Source organism: Shigella dysenteriae (assembly GCF_022354085.1).
GTDB lineage: Bacteria > Pseudomonadota > Gammaproteobacteria > Enterobacterales > Enterobacteriaceae > Escherichia > Escherichia coli.
In genome coordinates this window covers 3,062,774-3,086,181 of sequence record NZ_CP055055.1, presented here as the reverse complement: position 1 = coordinate 3,086,181, position 23,408 = coordinate 3,062,774, and the positions used below count along the sequence as shown (strand labels likewise).

The 23,408-nt window shown below is 50.9% G+C and carries 20 protein-coding genes; 11 read left to right on the top strand and 9 right to left on the bottom strand.

Features of this window, described 5'->3' with window-relative positions; genetic code table 11:
* The first annotated feature begins 90 nt into the window (after window positions 1–90).
* Together rihB and HUZ68_RS14845 are read left to right on the top strand one after the other, a co-directional pair.
* Window positions 91–1,032: a ribosylpyrimidine nucleosidase gene (gene rihB / locus HUZ68_RS14850; RefSeq protein WP_000415446.1), complete on the top strand. Its 942-nt coding sequence runs from the start codon at window positions 91–93 to the stop codon at window positions 1,030–1,032.
* Window positions 1,033–1,131: 99 nt separating this feature from the next.
* Window positions 1,132–2,382 (top strand): NupC/NupG family nucleoside CNT transporter, encoded by a 1,251-nt coding sequence (locus HUZ68_RS14845; protein ID WP_097489610.1) that lies wholly within the window; start codon window positions 1,132–1,134, stop codon window positions 2,380–2,382.
* Between the two features lie 55 nt (window positions 2,383–2,437).
* On the opposite strand, the gene HUZ68_RS14840 is transcribed toward HUZ68_RS14845, so the two are convergent.
* The 3 genes from HUZ68_RS14840 to HUZ68_RS14830 all read right to left on the bottom strand — a co-directional run bounded on the left by HUZ68_RS14840 (window position 2,438) and on the right by HUZ68_RS14830 (window position 5,509).
* A complete protein-coding gene (locus tag HUZ68_RS14840; protein WP_001064972.1) occupies window positions 2,438–3,526 on the bottom strand; it encodes a sugar kinase in 1,089 nt (362 codons plus the stop codon).
* A gap of 2 nt (window positions 3,527–3,528) precedes the next feature.
* Entirely contained in the window at window positions 3,529–4,386 is an 858-nt protein-coding gene (gene nfo / locus HUZ68_RS14835; RefSeq protein ID WP_000873890.1) for a deoxyribonuclease IV, read from the bottom strand.
* A gap of 73 nt (window positions 4,387–4,459) precedes the next feature.
* The gene (locus HUZ68_RS14830; protein ID WP_000182053.1) at window positions 4,460–5,509 is read right to left on the bottom strand and encodes a YeiH family protein; all 1,050 of its coding nucleotides are present in this window, start codon (window positions 5,507–5,509) and stop codon (window positions 4,460–4,462) included.
* A gap of 98 nt (window positions 5,510–5,607) precedes the next feature.
* Here HUZ68_RS14830 and yieE point away from each other — a divergent pair, with 98 nt between their 5' ends.
* From yieE to cirA, 3 genes are all read left to right on the top strand, one after another.
* Window positions 5,608–6,489 (top strand): DNA-binding transcriptional regulator YeiE, encoded by an 882-nt coding sequence (gene yieE, locus HUZ68_RS14825; protein WP_000548294.1) that lies wholly within the window; start codon window positions 5,608–5,610, stop codon window positions 6,487–6,489.
* A gap of 204 nt (window positions 6,490–6,693) precedes the next feature.
* Window positions 6,694–8,163 (top strand): lysine-specific permease, encoded by a 1,470-nt coding sequence (lysP, locus tag HUZ68_RS14820; protein ID WP_000253274.1) that lies wholly within the window; start codon window positions 6,694–6,696, stop codon window positions 8,161–8,163.
* A 291-nt stretch (window positions 8,164–8,454) separates the two neighbouring features.
* Window positions 8,455–10,434, top strand: a complete 1,980-nt coding sequence (gene cirA, locus HUZ68_RS14815) for a catecholate siderophore receptor CirA (protein ID WP_000489254.1) — start codon at window positions 8,455–8,457, stop codon at window positions 10,432–10,434.
* Between the two features lie 31 nt (window positions 10,435–10,465).
* Here cirA and yeiG read toward each other — a convergent pair whose 3' ends face one another.
* The gene (yeiG, locus tag HUZ68_RS14810) at window positions 10,466–11,302 is read right to left on the bottom strand and encodes an S-formylglutathione hydrolase (RefSeq protein ID WP_097489611.1); all 837 of its coding nucleotides are present in this window, start codon (window positions 11,300–11,302) and stop codon (window positions 10,466–10,468) included.
* A gap of 257 nt (window positions 11,303–11,559) precedes the next feature.
* On the opposite strand from yeiG, the gene folE reads away from it, so the two are divergent.
* The 6 genes from folE to mglC all read left to right on the top strand — a co-directional run bounded on the left by folE (window position 11,560) and on the right by mglC (window position 18,469).
* Window positions 11,560–12,228: a GTP cyclohydrolase I FolE gene (folE, locus tag HUZ68_RS14805; protein ID WP_001139613.1), complete on the top strand. Its 669-nt coding sequence runs from the start codon at window positions 11,560–11,562 to the stop codon at window positions 12,226–12,228.
* 16 nt (window positions 12,229–12,244) lie between these two features.
* Entirely contained in the window at window positions 12,245–13,402 is a 1,158-nt protein-coding gene (yeiB, locus tag HUZ68_RS14800; RefSeq protein WP_239593917.1) for a DUF418 domain-containing protein YeiB, read from the top strand.
* Window positions 13,403–13,543: 141 nt separating this feature from the next.
* Window positions 13,544–14,584: an HTH-type transcriptional regulator GalS gene (gene galS / locus HUZ68_RS14795; RefSeq protein ID WP_001625502.1), complete on the top strand. Its 1,041-nt coding sequence runs from the start codon at window positions 13,544–13,546 to the stop codon at window positions 14,582–14,584.
* Window positions 14,585–14,863: 279 nt separating this feature from the next.
* Window positions 14,864–15,862, top strand: a complete 999-nt coding sequence (gene mglB / locus HUZ68_RS14790; protein ID WP_001036964.1) for a galactose/glucose ABC transporter substrate-binding protein MglB — start codon at window positions 14,864–14,866, stop codon at window positions 15,860–15,862.
* Between the two features lie 60 nt (window positions 15,863–15,922).
* Entirely contained in the window at window positions 15,923–17,443 is a 1,521-nt protein-coding gene (mglA, locus tag HUZ68_RS14785) for a galactose/methyl galactoside ABC transporter ATP-binding protein MglA (RefSeq protein WP_000255039.1), read from the top strand.
* Window positions 17,444–17,458: 15 nt separating this feature from the next.
* Window positions 17,459–18,469: a galactose/methyl galactoside ABC transporter permease MglC gene (gene mglC, locus HUZ68_RS14780; RefSeq protein WP_032325346.1), complete on the top strand. Its 1,011-nt coding sequence runs from the start codon at window positions 17,459–17,461 to the stop codon at window positions 18,467–18,469.
* Between the two features lie 242 nt (window positions 18,470–18,711).
* Here mglC and preA read toward each other — a convergent pair whose 3' ends face one another.
* The 5 genes from preA to cdd form a co-directional block, all read right to left on the bottom strand.
* The gene (gene preA, locus HUZ68_RS14775) at window positions 18,712–19,947 is read right to left on the bottom strand and encodes an NAD-dependent dihydropyrimidine dehydrogenase subunit PreA (RefSeq protein WP_000956071.1); all 1,236 of its coding nucleotides are present in this window, start codon (window positions 19,945–19,947) and stop codon (window positions 18,712–18,714) included.
* The gene (gene preT / locus HUZ68_RS14770; protein WP_001136365.1) at window positions 19,941–21,179 is read right to left on the bottom strand and encodes an NAD-dependent dihydropyrimidine dehydrogenase subunit PreT; all 1,239 of its coding nucleotides are present in this window, start codon (window positions 21,177–21,179) and stop codon (window positions 19,941–19,943) included. Before preT ends, preA begins: the two co-directional genes overlap by 7 nt.
* A 193-nt stretch (window positions 21,180–21,372) precedes the next feature.
* Window positions 21,373–21,612, bottom strand: a complete 240-nt coding sequence (locus HUZ68_RS14765) for a DUF2542 family protein (RefSeq protein WP_000383096.1) — start codon at window positions 21,610–21,612, stop codon at window positions 21,373–21,375.
* 2 nt (window positions 21,613–21,614) lie between these two features.
* Window positions 21,615–22,334: an outer membrane permeability protein SanA gene (gene sanA / locus HUZ68_RS14760; RefSeq protein WP_000920064.1), complete on the bottom strand. Its 720-nt coding sequence runs from the start codon at window positions 22,332–22,334 to the stop codon at window positions 21,615–21,617.
* Between the two features lie 149 nt (window positions 22,335–22,483).
* The gene (gene cdd, locus HUZ68_RS14755; protein WP_000553555.1) at window positions 22,484–23,368 is read right to left on the bottom strand and encodes a cytidine deaminase; all 885 of its coding nucleotides are present in this window, start codon (window positions 23,366–23,368) and stop codon (window positions 22,484–22,486) included.
* Between the last annotated feature and the right edge of the window lie 40 nt (window positions 23,369–23,408).

Sequence of the window (23,408 nt, the reverse complement as noted above, 5' to 3'; positions counted from 1 at the left end):
GTACGCGGTTGGTAAGATTCAATCATCGGCCCGGTCGAATTTTCTTTGCTGTAGAAAAAATAACGCAACTGGAAACAGAGGAAATAAACAATGGAAAAGAGAAAAATTATTCTGGATTGTGATCCGGGTCATGATGATGCTATTGCAATGATGATGGCAGCGAAACATCCGGCAATAGATTTATTAGGCATCACTATTGTAGCGGGTAATCAGACGCTTGATAAAACATTAATTAATGGCCTGAATGTTTGCCAGAAACTGGAGATTAATGTTCCGGTTTATGCGGGGATGCCGCAACCCATTATGCGTAAACAAATCGTTGCCGATAATATTCACGGTGAAACCGGACTGGATGGCCCGGTATTCGAGCCGCTGACCCGCCAGGCAGAAAGTACCCACGCGGTGAAATACATCATTGATACCCTGATGGCAAGCGATGGCGATATCACTCTGGTGCCGGTTGGTCCGCTTTCAAATATCGCGGTGGCAATGCGTATGCAACCCGCGATCCTGCCCAAAATCCGTGAAATTGTGCTAATGGGCGGCGCTTACGGTACAGGCAACTTCACGCCATCTGCCGAGTTCAACATCTTTGCTGATCCGGAAGCAGCCCGCGTGGTGTTCACCTCCGGCGTTCCATTAGTGATGATGGGCCTCGATCTCACCAACCAGACCGTTTGCACCCCGGACGTGATTGCACGGATGGAAAGGGCAGGCGGCCCTGCCGGAGAGCTGTTCAGCGACATCATGAACTTCACTCTCAAAACGCAGTTCGAAAACTACGGCCTGGCTGGCGGCCCGGTGCACGACGCCACCTGCATCGGTTATCTGATTAACCCTGATGGCATTAAAACCCAGGAGATGTACGTCGAAGTGGACGTCAACAGTGGCCCTTGCTATGGGCGCACCGTCTGCGACGAGCTGGGCGTTCTTGGCAAGCCCGCCAATACCAAAGTCGGCATCACTATTGATACCGACTGGTTCTGGGGCTTAGTCGAAGAGTGCGTGCGCGGCTACATCAAAACCCATTAAGCGTTGATAACAAGCCGGGCCGATAGCGCAAGATGCAGGCCCGGCTATTTCTGATGGGCAGAAAGCCGTCGCCCAATATGACATGAAGAGATAATCACTATGGATGTCATGAGAAGTGTTCTGGGAATGGTGGTATTGCTGGCAATTGCATTTTTGCTGTCAGTAAACAAGAAGAAGATCAGCCTGCGTACCGTTGGCGCGGCGTTAGTGTTACAGGTTGTGATTGGCGGCATTATGCTTTGGTTACCGCCAGGGCGTTGGGTCGCTGAAAAAGTCGCTTTTGGCGTGCATAAAGTGATGGCGTACAGCGACGCGGGTAGCGCATTTATCTTCGGTTCTCTGGTCGGACCGAAAATGGACACCTTATTTGATGGCGCAGGATTTATCTTTGGTTTCAGAGTATTACCGGCAATTATCTTCGTCACCGCGCTGGTGAGTATTCTCTATTACATCGGTGTGATGGGGATCTTAATTCGCATTCTCGGCGGTATATTCCAGAAAGCATTAAATATCAGCAAGATCGAGTCATTCGTCGCGGTCACTACCATTTTCCTCGGGCAAAACGAAATTCCGGCAATCGTCAAACCCTTTATCGATCGGCTGAATCGCAATGAATTATTTACAGCGATTTGTAGTGGCATGGCCTCGATTGCTGGTTCGACAATGATTGGTTACGCCGCACTGGGTGTGCCTGTGGAATATTTGCTGGCGGCATCGTTAATGGCGATCCCCGGCGGGATCTTGTTTGCCCGCATGCTAAGCCCGGCTACGGAATCTTCACAGGTTTCCTTTAATAACCTCTCTTTCACCGAAACACCGCCAAAAAGCATTATTGAAGCGGCAGCGACAGGGGCGATGACCGGGCTGAAAATCGCTGCGGGTGTGGCAACAGTGGTGATGGCATTTGTTGCCATCATTGCGTTAATTAACGGTATTATCGGCGGCGTTGGCGGCTGGTTTGGTTTTGAACATGCCTCGCTGGAGTCCATTTTAGGTTATCTGCTGGCCCCACTGGCGTGGGTAATGGGTGTTGACTGGACTGATGCGAATCTTGCCGGGAGTTTGATTGGACAGAAACTGGCAATAAATGAATTTGTCGCTTATCTCAATTTCTCACCCTATCTGCAAACGGCTGGCACTCTGGATGCTAAAACCGTGGCGATTATTTCCTTCGCGTTGTGCGGTTTCGCTAACTTTGGTTCTATCGGGGTGGTGGTGGGGGCGTTTTCTGCGGTTGCGCCACACCGTGCGCCGGAAATCGCCCAGCTTGGTTTACGCGCGCTGGCGGCGGCGACACTTTCTAACCTGATGAGTGCCACCATTGCCGGGTTCTTTATTGGTTTAGCGTAGTGTGCGATTTATGAGCCGGATAAGATGCGGTCAAGCGTCGAATCCGGCAACATTGTTACACCATTGGCACTAATGAAAGCGCGTTATCGGCAGACAGGGTAGGGTTGTTTAAGCTGCCGCTGGCGCGTGAAATTGCCGCGCAGGCCATCGCAAAACGGGCGCTGTCACGGAAATTGTTTCCTTCCAGAAAGCTATATACCAGGCCCGCCATAAAACCATCGTCAGCACCAAAACTGTCTACTGTCGTATGCGCTGGTGCGGTCAGCAAAAATTGTTCTCCATCCTTTTCGCTGCAATAAACTGACTCATCGGGCAAATAAACAAACAGTTGCTGAACACCTTGCTGATGCAACGCATTCACTGCAGCATTACGGTCAGCATCGCTGGTGATCGCCTGTCCCCATAAAATTTCCAGCTCCGGTAAAGTGGGTTTCAGGGTGTGAATATGCGCCAGCCAGTGTTTGATTTTGCCCGCTTTGAATTCTGAAACGGTATCGACAAACACCGGGATCTCACCAGCGAGGGTAAAGACCCATTCCAGCGCCTCGGCTGTCAGGTTGCAATCAGCCAGTACCACGCCCGCATGACGAAGTAAATCGCGCGACCCGTTCAATAATTGCGGCGATAACTGTTCCAGCAGATGGGTATCGTTAATCGCCAGCACGGTTTCATCGTCTCGATTGGCAATTGCCAGATACGTCGATGTGCTTTGACCATGTAAACGAACGCAGCCGGAGACATTCACGCCGGCGCGGCGCGTTTCTTCCAGGAGCATTTCGCCATAAAAGTCATCGCCAATCACTGAAAGCAAATGGACGTCGCGGCCTAACAGCGCCAGATTGTGGGCGATATTGCGTCCAACGCCGCCTGCCGAGCAATGAATTGTACCGGGATGAGAAGCCGCTTGCGGGTAATGGATATCCGCCATCCCGCGAATATCCATATTGATTGTCCCCACCACTACGCAGTATTCCTGCTCGGTGAGAATGTAACCTTTGCCTTTAATCCGGCCTTTGCGCATTAAATCCATAATATGCGCCGCAACGCGCGAACGACTGATTTGCAGCATGTCCGCAATTTCGTTCTGCTGAATCAGCGGGTTACGCCGTAAAATTGCAAGGATCTCCTTTTCCCGGTTATTCATCTTCAGGCTACCGCTTTTTCAGTTTGTTGCGCTTTCAGCCAGGCGATCTCTTCTGCCCAGATATCCGGGTTGATGGTTTCAAGGATCAGCGGAATGCCGTCGAAACGGTCGTCCTGCATGATCCAGCGGAACGCATCATGACCGATATTGCCTTCACCGAGGCTATGATGGCGGTCAACGCGGCTGCCAAAGGTGCTTTTCGCATCGTTAAGGTGCATCCCGCGCAGATACTTAAAGCCGACAATACGGGCAAAATCAGCGAACGTTTTCTCGCATTCGGCTGGAGTACGCAAATCATACCCGGCAGCGAAAGCATGGCAGGTATCAATGCAGACGCCGACACGGGATTTATCTTCCACGCCGTCGATAATCGCCGCGAGATGTTCGAATTTAAACCCTAAGTTACTGCCCTGACCGGCGGTGTTTTCAATCACCGCGGTCACACCTTGAGTTTTATCCAGCGCAATGTTGATGGATTCGGCAATACGCGCAAGGCAATCCTCTTCTGAAATCTGCATCAGATGGCTGCCAGGGTGGAAGTTGAGCAAAGAAAGCCCTAGTTGTTCGCAACGCTGCATTTCATCTATAAAGGCATCGCGCGATTTTTCCAGAGCTTCAGTGACCGGATGTCCGAGGTTAATCAGATAACTGTCGTGGGGAAGAATTTGCGCCGATGTGTAGTGATATTTTTCACAGGCGGCTTTGAATTCATCGATGGTTTGCGTCGTGAGCGGTGCGGCACGCCACTGACGTTGGTTTTTGGTGAACAAGGCAAACGCGGTTGCGTCGATTTCGGCGGCGCGAATTGCGGCATTTGCCAGACCGCCAGCAGCACTAACGTGCGCTCCAATGTATTTCATGCGAGGACTCCTGTTAAACCCGCTGGAGGAAAACGGTAATGATAGCGGGTTAACAGGAGCAAGATGTAGTGGTTTATGCGATGACGCTTTGAATCACATAGTTAATCGCACCACCACCAACAATCAGCCAGGCAAACAGTACCAGTGCCATCAGCAGAGGTTTCGCCCCAGCTTTTTTCAGCGCGCTGACGTGAGTGGTCAGACCCAGCGCCGCCATCGCCATTGCCAGCAGGAAGGTATCCAGCGTTACCAGCATGTTCACCACGCTCTGCGGTAACAGGTGGAACGAGTTAAAGATGGCAACTACGATGAACAAGATGGCAAACCACGGAATAGTGATTTTGCTTTTCTCGCCGCTGTTCGCCCCAGACAGCTGTTTAACACGCGCCGCCAGCAGGATGAGGAACGGAGCCAGCATCATCACGCGCAGCATTTTGGAAATAACTGCTGCGTTTTCCGCATCCGGGCTGATGGCATGACCTGCCGCCACCACCTGCGCCACTTCGTGCACAGTAGAACCAATGTAGATACCGAAAGTTTCCGGACTAAACCATTGAGACATCAGCGGATATATCGCCGGGTAGAGGAAAATCGCGACGGTCCCGAAGATAACAACGGTTGCAACAGCCACGGTTACTTTACTGGCTTCCGCTTTCACTACCGGCTCAGTCGCCAGTACCGCGGCAGCACCACAGATACTGCTACCGGCACCGATCAACCAGCTGGTGTGCTTATCCAGACCAAACACTTTCTGCCCCAGGAAGCAAGCCAGCAGGAAGGTACTGGACAGCGTCAACACGTCAATGATGATCCCACTGATACCGACATCGGCAATTTGCGAGAACGTCAGACGGAAGCCATAAAGAATGATACCCAGACGTAATAAATATTGCTTGGCAAACAGCACACCACCGTCACAGCTTTTCCAGATGTGCGGATAGATGGTGTTGCCTAAAACCATCCCCAACAAGATTGCGAGGGTGAGGGCACTAAACCCGGCACCCGCAACCGCGGGAATGGAACCACCCCACAGGGCGACCCCGGTGATAACTGCACTCAGGGCTAACCCCGGAATAAAATGCCACAGTGTACGATGTTGTTTCTGTAAGGTGATATTCGTCATAACCCTCTCCTTTAACCGGGCATAAGGTTACGACTAACTGGTTTAAAAATAAAATTGATTATATATTTATAATTAATCTTTATAAGTGGTAAGCGACTATGCACATCACCCTCCGGCAGTTGGAAGTTTTTGCAGAAGTATTGAAAAGTGGATCAACCACCCAGGCGTCGGTGATGCTGGCGTTGTCGCAATCAGCAGTGAGCGCAGCCTTGACCGACCTGGAAGGGCAGCTTGGCGTGCAACTGTTTGATCGCGTGGGGAAAAGACTGGTTGTTAATGAACACGGGCGGCTGCTCTATCCGCGTGCGTTGGCATTGCTTGAACAGGCGGTTGAAATCGAACAACTGTTTCGCGAAGACAACGGCGCGATTCGTATCTATGCCAGTAGTACCATCGGTAACTACATTCTGCCTGCAGTTATCGCCCGTTATCGCCATGATTATCCGCAGTTGCCGATTGAACTTAGCGTTGGGAACAGCCAGGACGTGATGCAAGCGGTGCTGGATTTCCGCGTTGATATTGGCTTTATTGAAGGACCGTGCCACAGCACTGAAATCATTTCTGAACCGTGGCTGGAAGACGAGCTGGTGGTTTTCGCCGCGCCGACTTCGCCGTTGGCCCGTGGTCCGGTCACCTTAGAACAGCTGGCCGCTGCGCCGTGGATCCTGCGTGAACGCGGTTCCGGCACGCGGGAGATTGTCGATTATCTGTTGCTGTCACATTTACCGAAGTTTGAGATGGCGATGGAATTAGGTAACTCCGAGGCAATCAAACATGCGGTGCGTCATGGGTTGGGAATTAGTTGCCTGTCGCGACGTGTGATTGAAGATCAATTGCAGGCAGGCACATTAAGTGAAGTTGCGGTCCCTCTGCCGCGCCTGATGCGTACGTTGTGGCGTATACATCATCGGCAAAAACACCTTTCCAACGCGCTACGGCGCTTTCTGGACTATTGCGATCCCGCAAATGTGCCGCGTTAAGTTGCTGTACAAGAACATGCTGGTGCTGTGTCGATTTCGTGACGCAGCGCCTTCAGCATGCATTCGCCAGAAAAGAGATTGGCTGCTTTACTTATAATCCCGGGGCGATCATGAAGGTGTCTTATAACCGTGTATTTCTGCCGGAAGGATTGCCAATCGTCTGCTACAATCGCGCCTCATTTTTTAGATGGATAGCATTTTTGTATGGTTTCCGAAACTAAAACCACAGAAGCGCCGGGCTTACGCCGTGAATTAAAGGCGCGTCACCTGACGATGATTGCCATTGGCGGTTCCATCGGTACAGGTCTTTTTGTTGCCTCTGGCGCAACGATTTCTCAGGCAGGTCCGGGCGGGGCATTGCTCTCGTATATGTTGATTGGCCTGATGGTTTACTTCCTGATGACCAGTCTCGGTGAACTGGCTGCATATATGCCGGTTTCCGGTTCGTTTGCCACTTACGGTCAGAACTATGTTGAAGAGGGCTTTGGCTTCGCGCTGGGCTGGAACTACTGGTACAACTGGGCGGTGACTATTGCCGTTGACCTGGTTGCAGCTCAGCTGGTCATGAGCTGGTGGTTCCCGGATACACCGGGCTGGATCTGGAGTGCGTTGTTCCTCGGCGTTATCTTCCTGCTGAACTACATCTCTGTTCGCGGCTTTGGTGAAGCGGAATACTGGTTCTCACTGATCAAAGTCACGACAGTTATTGTCTTTATCATCGTTGGCGTGCTGATGATTATCGGTATCTTCAAAGGCGCGCAGCCTGCGGGCTGGAGCAACTGGACAATCGGCGAAGCGCCGTTTGCTGGTGGTTTTGCGGCGATGATCGGCGTAGCTATGATTGTCGGCTTCTCTTTCCAGGGAACCGAGCTGATCGGTATTGCTGCAGGCGAGTCCGAAGATCCGGGGAAAAACATTCCACGCGCGGTACGTCAGGTGTTCTGGCGAATCCTGTTGTTCTATGTGTTCGCGATCCTGATTATCAGCCTGATTATTCCGTACACCGATCCAAGCCTGCTACGTAACGATGTTAAAGACATCAGCGTTAGTCCGTTCACCCTGGTGTTCCAGCACGCGGGTCTGCTCTCTGCGGCGGCGGTGATGAACGCAGTTATTCTGACGGCGGTGCTGTCAGCGGGTAACTCCGGTATGTATGCGTCTACTCGTATGCTGTACACCCTGGCGTGTGACGGTAAAGCGCCGCGCATTTTCGCTAAACTGTCGCGTGGTGGCGTGCCGCGTAATGCGCTGTATGCGACGACGGTGATTGCCGGTCTGTGCTTCCTGACCTCCATGTTTGGCAACCAGACGGTATACCTGTGGCTGCTGAACACCTCCGGGATGACGGGTTTTATCGCCTGGCTGGGGATTGCCATTAGCCACTATCGCTTCCGTCGCGGTTACGTATTGCAAGGACACGACATTAACGATCTGCCGTACCGTTCAGGTTTCTTCCCATTGGGGCCGATCTTCGCATTCATTCTGTGTCTGATTATCACTTTGGGCCAGAACTACGAAGCGTTCCTTAAAGATACCATTGACTGGGGCGGCGTAGCGGCAACGTATATTGGTATCCCGCTGTTCCTGATTATTTGGTTCGGCTACAAGCTGATTAAAGGAACCCACTTCGTACGCTACAGCGAAATGAAGTTCCCGCAGAACGATAAGAAATAAGTTTCTCCCTTCCTTGCTAAGCCCTCTCAACCGAGAGGGCTTTTTCAATTCCATTTCCCTGACAAATCATGCGGATATAAAATTTAACATTTGGATTGATAATTGTTATCGTTTGCATTATCGTTACGACGCAATCAAAAAAGGCTGACAAATCAGAGGCTGGTCCGGCTTTCTGGGATGATCACCTGCATACAAATAAGTCCACCGCGATGCTGCCGTACGCAAGGGGACGTGAAGAAGATGTGAGCGATAACCCATTTTATTTTCGTAGTTACCTCATGGAGATATGGAATGTTTAGGTTGAACCCTTTCGTACGGGTCGGGCTGTGTTTGTCCGCTATTTCTTGTGCATGGCCTGTGTTAGCGGTCGATGATGATGGCGAAACGATGGTTGTCACTGCATCTTCCGTTGAACAAAACCTTAAAGATGCACCCGCCAGTATCAGCGTCATTACCCAGGAAGACCTGCAGCGAAAACCGGTACAGAATCTGAAGGATGTCCTCAAAGAAGTGCCTGGCGTACAACTGACGAACGAAGGGGATAACCGTAAGGGCGTTAGTATTCGTGGTCTGGACAGCAGCTACACCCTGATTCTTGTCGACGGTAAACGCGTTAACTCCCGCAATGCCGTCTTCCGCCACAATGATTTCGATCTGAACTGGATCCCGGTCGATTCCATCGAACGTATTGAAGTGGTCCGTGGCCCGATGTCGTCGCTGTACGGTTCCGATGCGCTCGGCGGTGTAGTGAATATCATCACCAAAAAAATCGGTCAGAAATGGTCGGGTACCGTTACCGTCGATACCACCATTCAGGAACATCGCGATCGCGGTGATACCTATAACGGTCAGTTCTTTACCAGCGGACCATTAATTGACGGTGTGCTGGGAATGAAAGCTTACGGCAGCCTGGCAAAACGTGAAAAGGATGACCCGCAAAACTCAACGACCACCGATACCGGAGAAACGCCGCGTATTGAAGGATTCTCCAGCCGCGACGGCAATGTCGAATTTGCCTGGACACCGAATCAAAATCACGATTTTACTGCCGGATACGGTTTCGACCGTCAGGATCGTGATTCCGACTCGCTGGACAAAAACCGCCTGGAACGCCAGAACTACTCCGTCAGCCATAATGGGCGTTGGGATTACGGCACCAGCGAACTGAAATACTACGGTGAGAAAGTCGAGAACAAAAACCCTGGCAACAGCAGCCCGATAACTTCCGAAAGCAATACGGTCGACGGCAAATACACGTTGCCGCTGACGGCGATTAATCAGTTTCTCACGGTTGGCGGTGAATGGCGTCACGACAAACTTAGCGATGCGGTGAACCTGACCGGGGGAACCAGCTCCAAAACGTCTGCCAGCCAGTACGCGCTGTTTGTGGAAGATGAATGGCGGATCTTCGAGCCGCTGGCGCTGACGACCGGCGTGCGTATGGACGATCACGAAACCTACGGTGAACACTGGAGTCCGCGTGCCTACCTGGTTTATAACGCCACCGACACCGTAACGGTGAAAGGGGGCTGGGCGACGGCATTTAAAGCACCTTCTCTGTTGCAACTTAGCCCTGACTGGACGAGCAATTCCTGCCGTGGCGCATGTAAGATTGTGGGTAGCCCGGATCTGAAACCAGAAACCAGCGAAAGTTGGGAGCTGGGGCTTTACTACATGGGTGAAGAAGGCTGGCTGGAAGGGGTTGAATCCAGCGTTACCGTTTTCCGTAACGATGTGAAAGATCGTATCAGCATCAGCCGTACGTCTGACGTCAATGCTGCACCGGGCTACCAAAACTTTGTTGGTTTTACAGCGAACGGTGTGCCGGTATTTAGCTACTACAACGTTAACAAAGCACGTATTCAGGGCGTGGAAACCGAGCTGAAAATTCCGTTCAACGATGAATGGAAACTGTCACTCAACTACACCTACAACGATGGTCGTGATGTCAGCAACGGCGAAAACAAACCGCTATCCGATCTGCCGTTCCATACCGCTAACGGTACGCTGGACTGGAAACCGCTGGCGCTGGAAGACTGGTCATTCTATGTTTCTGGTCACTATACCGGGCAGAAACGAGCCGACAGCGCGACGGCTAAAACACCGGGCGGTTATACCATCTGGAATACCGGCGCGGCCTGGCAGGTGACTAAAGACGTCAAACTGCGCGCAGGCGTGCTGAACCTTGGCGACAAGGATCTCAGTCGTGACGACTACAGCTATAACGAAGACGGACGTCGTTACTTTATGGCAGTGGATTATCGCTTCTGATAAGAAGATGCCCGGCGAACCGGGCGGACTTTCACTTCAGTAAATACTGCGCATGGAAGCGCAGGTGATCCTCTATAAAAGAGGCGATGAAGTAGTAACTGTGATCATATCCCGGCTGAATACGCAGCGTCATCGGCCACGCTTTCTGGCGCGCGGCTTCTGCAAGTACTGCAGGTTGCAGTTGGTCAGCAAGAAACTGATCGTTATCACCCTGATCGATAAGCGTCGGGATCGCATCCTGCGCGTTACTGGCATACATCAGCGCGCAACTGTCCCATTCCAGCCATGCATTTTTGCCCTCACCTAAATAGCGGCTAAACGCTTTGATTCCCCACGGGACGCTGCACGGATTCACAATTGGCGCAAAGGCCGAAACGCTGGTGTATTTGCCCGGGTTTTTCAGCGCCATAATCAGCGCACCGTGACCACCCATTGAATGACCGCTAATAGCGCAGCGGTCGCTGACATTAAATTGCGACTGAACCAGCGCCGGTAATTCATCGCGCAGATAATCATACATCCGGTAATGCGTCGCCCACGGCGGTTGCGTGGCATTAAGATAAAAGCCTGCGCCCTGGCCTAAATCGTAGCCATCGTCGTTGGCAACCTTTTCGCCGCGCGGGCTGGTGTCTGGCATTACCAGCACAATCCCCAGTTCCGCCGCTACCCGCTGAGCACCCGCCTTGGTGGTGAAGTTCTCGTCATTGCAGGTTAATCCGGAAAGCCAGTACAGCACTGGAGGCGGGGTGTGATCACGAGGTGGTGGGAGAAAGATACTGAACGTCATCGGACAGTTTAAGGTACTGGAGTCGTGTCGCCAGCGTTGCTGCCAGCCTTCAAAACAGCGGTGCTCTTCGAGCATTTCCATGCGTGGCTCCTTGTTGTGTTGTTTGCAATTTCTTCATCATACCGTTTATTCAATGTGCTGTGAGTAACTTTCACTTCCGTATTTGCATAACGATGTTTTAACATCTGCTGATGAAAGGCAGCGGCAATTACAATAATTATCGCTGTGAATACTGGATTATGTGCGCCGCCTCACGCACAATAATCAGGCTGTAAATCAGCTTAATAACTTTGCCCCCACGCAGGGCGGAGGCGTCACACCTGCAGGAGAAATCATAAATGCCATCACTCAGTAAAGAAGCGGCCCTGGTTCATGAAGCGTTAGTTGCGCGAGGACTGGAAACACCGCTGCGCCCGCCCGTGCATGAAATGGATAACGAAACGCGCAAAAGCCTTATTGCTGGTCATATGACCGAAATCATGCAGCTGCTGAATCTCGACCTGGCTGATGACAGTTTGATGGAAACGCCGCATCGCATCGCTAAAATGTATGTCGATGAAATTTTCTCCGGTCTGGATTACGCCAACTTCCCGAAAATCACCCTCATTGAAAACAAAATGAAGGTCGATGAAATGGTCACCGTGCGCGATATCACTCTGACCAGTACCTGTGAACACCATTTTGTTACCATCGATGGCAAAGCGACGGTGGCTTATATCCCGAAAGATTCGGTGATCGGTCTGTCAAAAATTAACCGTATCGTGCAGTTCTTTGCCCAGCGTCCGCAGGTGCAGGAACGTCTGACGCAGCAAATTCTTATTGCGCTACAAACGCTGCTGGGCACCAATAACGTGGCTGTCTCTATCGACGCGGTGCATTACTGCGTGAAGGCGCGTGGCATCCGCGATGCAACCAGTGCCACGACAACGACCTCTCTTGGTGGATTGTTCAAATCCAGTCAGAATACGCGCCACGAGTTTCTGCGCGCTGTGCGTCATCACAACTGATTAAAAGGCAGGAACCATGGAGCGCAACGTCACGCTCGATTTTGTTCGCGGCGTCGCCATTCTGGGGATCCTGCTATTAAACATCAGCGCCTTTGGGCTACCAAAGGCGGCTTATCTTAATCCCGCCTGGTACGGCGCTATTACGCCGCAGGATGCATGGACCTGGGCATTTCTCGATCTCATCGGCCAGGTGAAATTCCTCACGCTTTTTGCGCTGCTGTTTGGTGCTGGCCTGCAAATGTTGCTGCCCCGTGGCAGACGCTGGATCCAGTCGCGGTTAACGCTGTTAGTCTTGCTGGGCTTTATTCACGGTTTATTGTTCTGGGACGGCGATATTCTGCTGGCTTACGGGCTGGTGGGCTTAATCTGCTGGCGGCTGGTGCGCGATGCGCCATCGGTAAAAAGCCTGTTTAATACCGGCGTCATGCTTTATCTGGTGGGGCTTGGCGTTTTGCTGTTATTGGGGTTGATTTCCGATAGCCAGACCAGCCGCGCCTGGACGCCGGATGCATCGGCTATTTTGTATGAAAAATACTGGAAGCTTCACGGCGGCGTTGAAGCGATCAGTAATCGTGCCGATGGTATTGGCAACAGTTTACTGGCACTGGGCGCACAGTATGGCTGGCAACTGGCTGGGATGATGCTCATTGGTGCCGCATTGATGCGCAGTGGCTGGCTGAAAGGGCAGTTCAGCTTACGTCACTATCGTCGTACTGGTTTTGTGCTGGTGGCGATTGGGGTGATCATTAACCTTCCTGCCATCGCCCTGCAATGGCGGCTGGACTGGGCATATCGCTGGTGCGCCTTCTTACTTCAGATGCCGCGGGAACTGAGTGCACCGTTTCAGGCGATTGGCTATGCGTCGCTGTTTTATGGTTTCTGGCCGCAATTGAGCCGCTTTAAGCTGGTGCTTGCGATCGCCTGCGTCGGACGGATGGCGCTGACCAACTATCTATTGCAAACGCTGATTTGTACCACGCTTTTTTATCACCTCGGTTTGTTTATGCAGTTTGACCGTCTGGAATTGCTGGCGTTTGTTATTCCGGTATGGCTGGCGAATATTCTCTTCTCTGTTATCTGGCTGCGTTACTTCCGCCAGGGGCCGGTGGAATGGCTCTGGCGTCAGTTAACTTTGCGTGCTGCCGGACCAGCAATATCTAAAACATCAAGATAACGATCTGGATCACATTCGTTAACAAAACGGCTGTAACCGTTTCCATTGCTGTGACTCGATTCACGAAGTCCTGTATTCAGTGCTGACAAAATAGCCGCCAGCAAGCAGTAATTTACTGCAATCTCATAACAGGTAGTGAATATGATCACCATTCGTGATGTAGCGCGTCAGGCTGGCGTCTCTGTGGCAACGGTTTCCCGGGTGCTCAATAACAGCACGCTGGTCAGTGCCGACACGCGTGAAGCAGTAATGAAAGCCGTGAGTGAGCTGGATTATCGGCCAAACGCCAATGCCCAGGCGCTGGCAACTCAGGTTAGCGACACCATTGGCGTGGTGGTGATGGACGTTTCTGATGCGTTTTTCGGCGCGCTGGTAAAAGCGGTGGATCTGGTCGCCCAGCAGCATCAGAAATACGTGCTAATCGGCAATAGCTATCATGAAGCGGAAAAAGAACGTCACGCCATTGAGGTGTTAATTCGCCAGCGTTGTAATGCATTGATTGTTCACTCAAAAGCATTGAGTGACGATGAACTGGCGCAATTTATGGATAACATTCCCGGTATGGTGTTAATCAACCGCGTTGTGCCGGGGTACGCCCATCGTTGCGTTTGCCTGGATAATCTCAGCGGTGCCCGAATGGCGACGCGCATGTTGCTGAATAACGGTCATCAACGTATTGGTTATCTTTCTTCCAGTCACGGCATTGAAGATGACGCCATGCGTAAAGCAGGCTGGATGAGTGCGTTGAAAGAGCAGGATATTATTCCGCCGGAAGGCTGGATTGGCACTGGCACGCCGGACATGCCGGGCGGTGAGGCGGCGATGGTTGAACTGCTGGGGCGCAATCTACAACTTACCGCTGTATTTGCTTATAACGACAATATGGCCGCTGGCGCACTGACAGCATTAAAAGATAATGGCATTGCGATTCCGTTACATCTCTCAATCATCGGTTTCGATGATATTCCCATCGCCCGTTACACCGACCCGCAATTAACGACCGTGCGTTATCCCATTGCTTCAATGGCGAAATTAGCCACCGAACTGGCCTTGCAGGGGGCAGCAGGCAATATTGATCCTCGTGCCAGCCACTGTTTTATGCCGACGTTAGTGCGTCGCCATTCTGTCGCAACACGCCAGAATGCGGCGGCGATCACTAACTCAACAAATCTGGCGATGTAACCGCTTTCAATCTGTGAGTGATTTCACAGTATCTTAACAATGTGATAGCTATGATTGCACCGTTTTAACGTTGTAACCCGTATGTAACAGTGAATAATCACTTTCACCGAGGTAATAGCGTCATAACAACAATTAAAGCCGTTTTCTGGAGCGTTACCGGGCATGGAAGAACGAATTTTAAAAAGTGAGCTTCGGCGTTCAGTAACACTTCATTAACTCTACTGCCCCGCCGAGCATTTATCTCAAGCACTACCCTGCATAAGAAAAACCGGAGATACCATGAATAAGAAGGTGTTAACCCTGTCTGCTGTGATGGCCAGCATGTTATTCGGTGCCGCTGCACACGCTGCTGATACTCGCATTGGTGTAACAATCTATAAGTACGACGATAACTTTATGTCTGTAGTGCGCAAGGCTATTGAGCAAGATGCGAAAGCCGCGCCAGATGTTCAGCTGCTGATGAATGATTCTCAGAATGACCAGTCCAAGCAGAACGATCAGATCGACGTATTGCTGGCGAAAGGGGTGAAGGCACTGGCAATCAACCTGGTTGACCCGGCAGCTGCGGGTACGGTGATTGAGAAAGCGCGTGGGCAAAACGTGCCGGTGGTTTTCTTCAACAAAGAACCGTCTCGTAAGGCGCTGGATAGCTACGACAAAGCCTACTACGTTGGCACTGATTCCAAAGAGTCCGGCATTATTCAGGGCGATTTGATTGCTAAACACTGGGCGGCGAATCAGGGTTGGGATCTGAACAAAGACGGTCAGATTCAATTCGTATTGCTGAAAGGTGAACCGGGCCATCCGGATGCAGAAGCACGTACCACTTACGTGATTAAAGAGCTGAACGACAAAGGCATTAAAACTGAACAGTTACAGTTAGATACCGCTATGTGGGATACCGCTCAGGCGAAAGATAAGATGGACGCCTGGCTGTCTGGCCCGAACGCCAACAAAATCGAAGTGGTTATCGCCAACAACGATGCGATGGCAATGGGCGCGGTAGAAGCACTGAAAGCACACAACAAGTCCAGCATTCCGGTGTTTGGCGTCGATGCGCTGCCAGAAGCGCTGGCGCTGGTGAAATCCGGTGCACTGGCGGGCACAGTACTGAACGATGCTAACAACCAGGCGAAAGCGACCTTTGATCTGGCGAAAAACCTGGCCGATGGCAAAGGTGCGGCTGATGGCACCAACTGGAAAATCGACAACAAAGTGGTCCGCGTACCTTATGTTGGCGTAGATAAAGACAACCTGGCTGAATTCAGCAAGAAATAAGACTGATTGGGCGCAGTCGTTTACTGCGCCCTTATTGTATGGCCAACAAGGTAAAATTATATGGTCAGCTCAACGACTCCGTCTTCCGGGGAATACTTGCTGGAAATGAGCGGTATCAACAAGTCCTTTCCTGGTGTTAAGGCACTTGATAACGTTAATTTAAAAGTCCGGCCACATTCTATCCATGCATTAATGGGGGAAAACGGTGCAGGAAAATCGACATTATTAAAATGCCTGTTTGGTATTTATCAAAAAGACTCCGGCACCATTTTATTCCAGGGTAAAGAGATCGATTTCCATTCTGCCAAAGAAGCACTGGAAAATGGTATTTCGATGGTACACCAGGAGTTAAACCTGGTATTACAACGTTCGGTGATGGATAACATGTGGCTGGGGCGATATCCCACCAAAGGCATGTTTGTCGATCAGGACAAAATGTACCGCGAAACCAAAGCGATTTTTGATGAACTGGATATTGATATCGATCCGCGTGCGCGCGTCGGCACATTATCCGTTTCGCAAATGCAGATGATCGAAATCGCCAAAGCGTTTTCCTATAACGCGAAAATTGTGATTATGGATGAACCGACTTCTTCGTTAACCGAAAAAGAGGTCAATCATCTGTTCACTATTATTCGTAAATTAAAAGAGCGCGGCTGCGGTATTGTTTATATCTCGCATAAAATGGAAGAAATCTTCCAGTTATGTGATGAAGTTACCGTATTGCGCGACGGTCAGTGGATCGCCACCGAACCGCTGGCAGGACTGACGATGGACAAGATCATCGCCATGATGGTTGGGCGTTCTCTTAATCAGCGTTTTCCTGACAAAGAAAACAAGCCGGGCGAAGTCATCCTCGAGGTGCGTAACCTAACGTCACTGCGCCAGCCGTCGATTCGCGATGTCTCGTTTGATCTGCATAAAGGGGAGATCCTCGGTATTGCCGGGCTGGTGGGGGCGAAACGTACCGATATTGTTGAGACGTTATTTGGTATTCGCGAGAAATCGGCTGGCACCATTACGTTGCACGGCAAACAGATCAATAACCATAATGCCAACGAAGCCATAAACCACGGATTTGCACTGGTAACTGAGGAGCGCCGCTCAACGGGAATTTATGCCTATCTGGATATTGGTTTTAACTCGTTAATTTCCAATATTCGCAACTACAAAAATAAAGTTGGTTTACTGGATAACTCGCGGATGAAAAGCGATACCCAGTGGGTGATTGATTCGATGCGGGTAAAAACGCCGGGTCATCGGACGCAAATTGGTTCGCTCTCCGGTGGTAATCAGCAAAAGGTGATTATTGGTCGCTGGCTACTAACGCAACCAGAAATATTAATGCTCGATGAACCGACGCGCGGTATTGATGTCGGGGCGAAGTTTGAAATTTATCAGTTAATTGCCGAACTGGCGAAGAAAGGCAAGGGGATTATTATTATCTCCTCTGAAATGCCTGAGTTGTTAGGGATAACAGACCGTATTCTGGTCATGAGCAATGGTCTCGTTTCCGGAATTGTCGATACAAAAACAACAACGCAAAACGAAATTCTGCGTCTTGCGTCTTTGCACCTTTAAGATTAGGGGCTTCCCATGAGTGCGTTAAATAAGAAAAGTTTTCTTACTTACCTGAAAGAGGGCGGTATTTACGTCGTTCTTTTAGTTTTGCTGGCGATTATTATTTTCCAGGACCCAACATTTTTAAGTCTGTTGAACTTAAGTAATATTCTCACCCAGTCATCGGTGCGTATTATTATCGCGCTCGGTGTGGCAGGGTTAATTGTCACCCAGGGGACCGATCTTTCTGCTGGTCGTCAGGTAGGGCTGGCGGCAGTGGTGGCTGCGACATTATTGCAGTCCATGGATAACGCCAACAAAGTGTTCCCGGAAATGGCGACGATGCCGATTGCGCTGGTTATTCTGATTGTCTGTGCCATTGGTGCGGTGATCGGTTTGATCAACGGTCTGATTATCGCTTATCTCAACGTGACGCCGTTCATTACCACGCTCGGCACGATGATCATCGTCTATGGCATCAACTCGCTCTATTACGACTTTGTCGGGGCGTCGCCAATTTCTGGTTTTGACAGTGGCTTCTCTACCTTTGCTCAGGGCTTTGTCGCGCTGGGGAGTTTCCGTCTCTCTTACATCACCTTCTACGCGTTGATTGCGGTGGCGTTCATCTGGGTGTTGTGGAACAAAACCCGCTTCGGTAAGAACATTTTTGCCATTGGCGGTAACCCGGAAGCGGCAAAAGTATCTGGTGTCAACGTCGGCCTGAACCTGCTGATGATCTACGCGTTGTCTGGTGTGTTCTATGCCTTCGGCGGGATGTTAGAAGCCGGACGTATCGGCTCTGCCACCAACAACCTCGGCTTTATGTATGAACTGGATGCTATCGCGGCGTGCGTGGTAGGCGGTGTATCGTTCAGCGGCGGTGTGGGGACGGTGATTGGCGTGGTGACCGGGGTAATTATTTTTACCGTCATCAACTATGGCCTGACGTACATCGGCGTAAACCCATACTGGCAGTACATCATCAAAGGGGCGATTATTATCTTCGCCGTAGCGCTGGATTCACTGAAGTATGCGCGTAAGAAGTGATATGATTGTGGTCCGCATTCGGTCATAAACGCACATAACATCATGATCTGTGTGGTTTTGTAGGCCGGATAAGGCGTTCACGCCGCATCCGGCGACAGGAGCCAAATGCCGGATGCAACGCTGGCGCGTTTTATCCGGCCTACAATGAGCTCAACATACTGATTTGTATGGTTTTGTAGGCCGGATAAGGCGTTCAAGCCGCATCCGGCGACAGGAACCAAATGCCGGATGCGTCTCTGGTTTTACAACGTTACCGGGTGTTCTTTCTCGCCTTTCTTAAACTTCACTTCCCCGAGCTCAATACAACCCACCGGGCAGACGTGACCACAAAGCAGACAACCCACACATTTCTCGGTATTACAATGCGGTGTGCGGGTTTTCTCGCTCCATTCCATCGCCTGGTGACCGCCGTCGTAACAGGAAATATAACAGCGTCCACAGCCAACACATTTATCAAGATTGATACGGGGATAGACAATATAACTGCGGTCTAAATCTTCCGCCGGGACAATATTGTTATTCGCCAGACCTACCATCTCCTGCAACGAATCAAATCCCTGATCGGCGAGATAATGCGATAACCCGCTCGCCATATCTTCTACGATGCGATAGCCGTACTGCATAATGCCGGTGGTGACCTGTAACGTTGCTGCGCCGAGCAATAAAAACTCCGCCGCATCCTCCCAGGTTTCAATGCCGCCGATACCGCTGATTGGGAAATCGCGCAGTTCTGGATGGGTGCGCATTTGCTGAATGAAGCGCAGGGCGATCGGTTTTACCGCTTTACCGGAATATCCGGAAATACTCGATTTTCCGTTAACGATCGGCATACCGATTTTCTGATTAAGATCGATATTGGTGATGGATTTAACGGTGTTAATCGCCGCAATGCCATCTGCGCCGCCGCGCTTCGCCGCCAGCGCCACTTCGCACATATCACCGATATTCGGTGTCATCTTCGCCAGCATTGGCAGCGTGGAACCCCGTTTCACTGCCCGACAATATTTTTCTACCAGCTCCGGGCTTTGCCCGACATCGCTACCCATCGCATGAGAAGTCATTTGCGGACAGGAGAAGTTACACTCGATCATATCCGCGCCAGCTTCTTGCACCAGGCGCGCCAGCTCCTCCCATTGCTGCTCATTTTCCCCCATGATCGAAGCGATCAATACTTTGTCCGGGTAATCTTCCTTCAGCCGACGCAGGGCGGCCAGATTCTCTTCCAACGGATGTTCAGCAATCTGCTCCATATTTTTGAAGCCGATAAAACCGGTATCTTCTTTCACCAGATGATCAAAACGCGGCGAGACTTCGTTGGCGATAAAAAAGCCGATCGTTTTAAACACCACGCCGCCCCAACCTGTGTCGTAGGCTTTGGCACACATCTCATAGCAGTTGCCTACAGGCGAAGAAGAGAGGCAGAACGGGTTGGGAAACTTCACGCCGCAAAAAGTAATCGAAAGATCTTTCGTTAACATGAGCAAGCTCCCTCTAAATAGTGATGAATCGCCTCGGCGGCTTCTTTCCCGGTTTTCACGGCATAGACCACGGTTTTGTCACCCTCAACAATATCGCCAGCAGCAAAGACTTGCGGATCGCGGGTCTGATAATTTTGTGTTTTGATGGTGTTACGCTGCGGCTCTAACTCCGCAAAGGCATCCAGTCTGGCATGCTGACCGACGGCGAGAATAATTTTATCTGCCGCCATCGTCAGTTCGCCCGGTAACCGTACATGCTTAAACGTGACTTTATTGCCTTCCACGGCTACTGGCGTGAATCCATCGATGATCGAAACGCCCAGCTCCCGGGCGCTGGCAAACTCTTTTTCGCTTGCCGGAAACTCATCTAACTCTTCACGCGCTACGCAGGTTACCGCCTGACAGCCGAGAACTTTCAGCGTGCTGGCTACGTCCATCGCAACATCACCGCCGCCGATAATTAATGCGCTTTGTGGAATGCTGATATCGCCTTGCGCCTGTCGTGCACGTTGCAGGAAGTCCACGGCAATCTCAACGTCGCTATGCTCAAACAGCGATAACCCGGAACCGCTCGATAACCCCACGGTGACCAGTACCGCGCGGTTTTCTGCTTTCAGCTGCTCAAGGGTGAGTGTGTTACCGACTTCGTTGTTGCACTTAATGGTCACGCCCATTTTTTCAATACGGGCGATCTCTGCATCCAGCACTGATTGCGGTAACCGGAATTGCGGAATACCGTTACGCAACCAGCCACCGGGGTGCGCTTCTTTCTCATAAATCGTGACGTCATAACCCTGGTTTGTCAGTGTTACACTGGCCTGCAATCCGGCAGGACCTGCGCCAATAATCGCGACTTTGCCGAGCGTTTTAGTACCGGGCTGATAAATTTCCATCCCAGTTTGTTGTTCAAAATCAGTAACAAAACGCTGTAAGCGACCGATATCAATGGGAGTATCAACACCGGCACGGGTACAACCGCTTTGACATAATTTCTCCGTCGGGCACACTCTGGCACAAACGGCACCGAGGGCATTATTTTCGCGAATTGTCTCGGCAGCGCCTTTAAAATTACGAAAGTAGATTGAGCGAATAAATTTCCCCGGATCGGTCTGTGCCGGGCAAGCCTGACTACAGGGAGCGTCATGACATAATAAACAGCGAGAGGCTTCTTTAATCGCCAGTAAAGGCGTAAAAGCCGGAGTGAGTTCATCCAGATAATTTTGTTGCGGCATGTGATCTTCCTTAATGCTATGAGTAATTAAGGCGAACGCTAAATAAATATTGCGTGCTGATATTAAGGCTATGCGCGTGGGGAAATTTAAACTGTGAAAGGATTCACAAATAGCTGCGGTTCAGAATGTTATATCCGCAGCTTATTGAGTGAAGTAATAATTATTCTCAATAATTAACAGAAAAGAGAAAATATTAACGATAGAAAATAAGATAAACAATCATGCCGATAGATAAAATTCCGAAGCCGATATATGCCACCATATAAGCGAAAAAGAGTCCGGGATTTTTTGCTCGCCAGACATACACCGGTTCCGGTGCATTTTTAACCCGTTTATCAATCGCGCCTGCGCGCCAGCCTTTCCATGCTTCGCGGAAACAAAATATCGGGATAAGGAAAAAAACGGCAACGACAAAAAACTGCTGTACATCCATAACTACTTTCCTTGTTTCTTTTGTAATTCAAGTAACTGTTCGGGTGTGACGGCGGGATACCCCTGCGCATCTTCCGGTACCTGGTGCATAGCCGGAATAGGGACCAGCGGCCCTAAAAAACGCGGTTCACGTTTAAAAATATAAAGGTCAGCCAGCGCACCGAAACGGGCGGCAAATTCACGAATACGTACTGACAGCATATCTTTCGGTGACGGTACGGCATAACACTGAGCCTGAATCCCCATATGCAGCGCAATAAATAATGCCCGCTCACAGTGGAAACGTTGGGTGATAATAATGAAATCATTAGTATCGAAAACTTTGCGTGTACGCACGATGGAATCCAGCGTACGAAAGCCTGCGTAATCGAGAACAATATCTGATGGGTCGACACCAGCAGCGATTAAATCTTTGCGCATGGTCATCGGCTCATTATAACTTTGCAATGCGTTATCGCCGCTCAGTAATAGATAATTTACCTTACCGCTGTTATAGGCATTAATCGCTCCTTGAATGCGGTAGCGATAATACTGATTAATTACGCCAGTACGATAATATTTTGCTGTTCCGAGCACCACACCGACCTGGCGGTAGGGGAGATCCTGCAATTCGTCGTAGATATAAGGCGCGGTTTTCCAGCTCATCCAGCGATCGAGGCCGAGCACAGTCAACAGCAGCAAGCCGATAAGGACTAACAGGCTGAGGAACACGCGCTTTAACATGCAGGAGACTCGATCTAAGGAAAATTTCCATCAGGCTACTTTACCCGCTGGTTTTGCGCAAGAAACGGCAAACTGTTTGCCGGGATTTTCGACACCAGGAGAGGGCTGGCAAGCCGGACAAGGCGTTCACGCCGCATCCGGCACCAGGCTTAAGCGAGAAGCACGCGGTCGATACTGTGACAGCCGAGCGCTTTCAGCGTTGCGGAGGTGGCATCCCACTGAATCAACGGCGCATCGGCTTTTTCTGCCAGAACCGCGCGCTGGATATCCGGGTAATCATAACCCTTGAGATTCAACAGAATTAACGCTCCCTGCAACGGCGGCAGAGTCGGGTTGAATGCGGCGTTTTCAGCGTAGCTGCCGCTGAAAATTCGACCGTCTTTACATTCCAGCGCAACACCGCTTGGCGACTTACTGTAAGGCATGTGCGAACGGTTTGCCGCCGCAATCGCCGCCTGAGAAAGCGCATCACCTGTCAGCGCATACCCGTGATCCTGCTCGTCCATCAGCAGCGTTTTAATCTCCAGATCTTTCGGCCCAAAGGCATCCGGCAGATAGTCACGCAGCGCGTGTGCCTCGCGGCCCGGCAGATGAATACGCAGATCCAGACCGCTGTTCAGTTCATTCATAAACTGACGGCAGTGACCACAAGGCGTGTAGTTAACGGTGATGGCTGCAAGCGCTTTTTCACCACTCAACCAGGCGTGGCTGATCGCGCTTTGTTCGGCATGAACGGTTTGCTGCATTGTCGCACCAATAAATTCCATATTGGCACCAAAATACCAGGTTCCGCTCACACCGCGCGCAATTGCGCCAACATTAAAATTCGACAATGGCGTACGCGCACAGGCCGCCGCCAGCGGAAGTAGTGCGAATGCCAGCGCGTCTTCGTCCAGCCCCGTTGCGCTCTTCAGCGATGAGACTTGCTCCCCGGTCAACAAAGCGGGGAAGTACTTGTCTGCCAGAATAGGTTCCAGTGCAGATTGCAAGTTATCCGCAAGTTGGGCAAAAGCGGTTTGAAAACGTGGATGCATGGCGTTGCCTCATAATCATGTAATGGGATAACAGTTTACG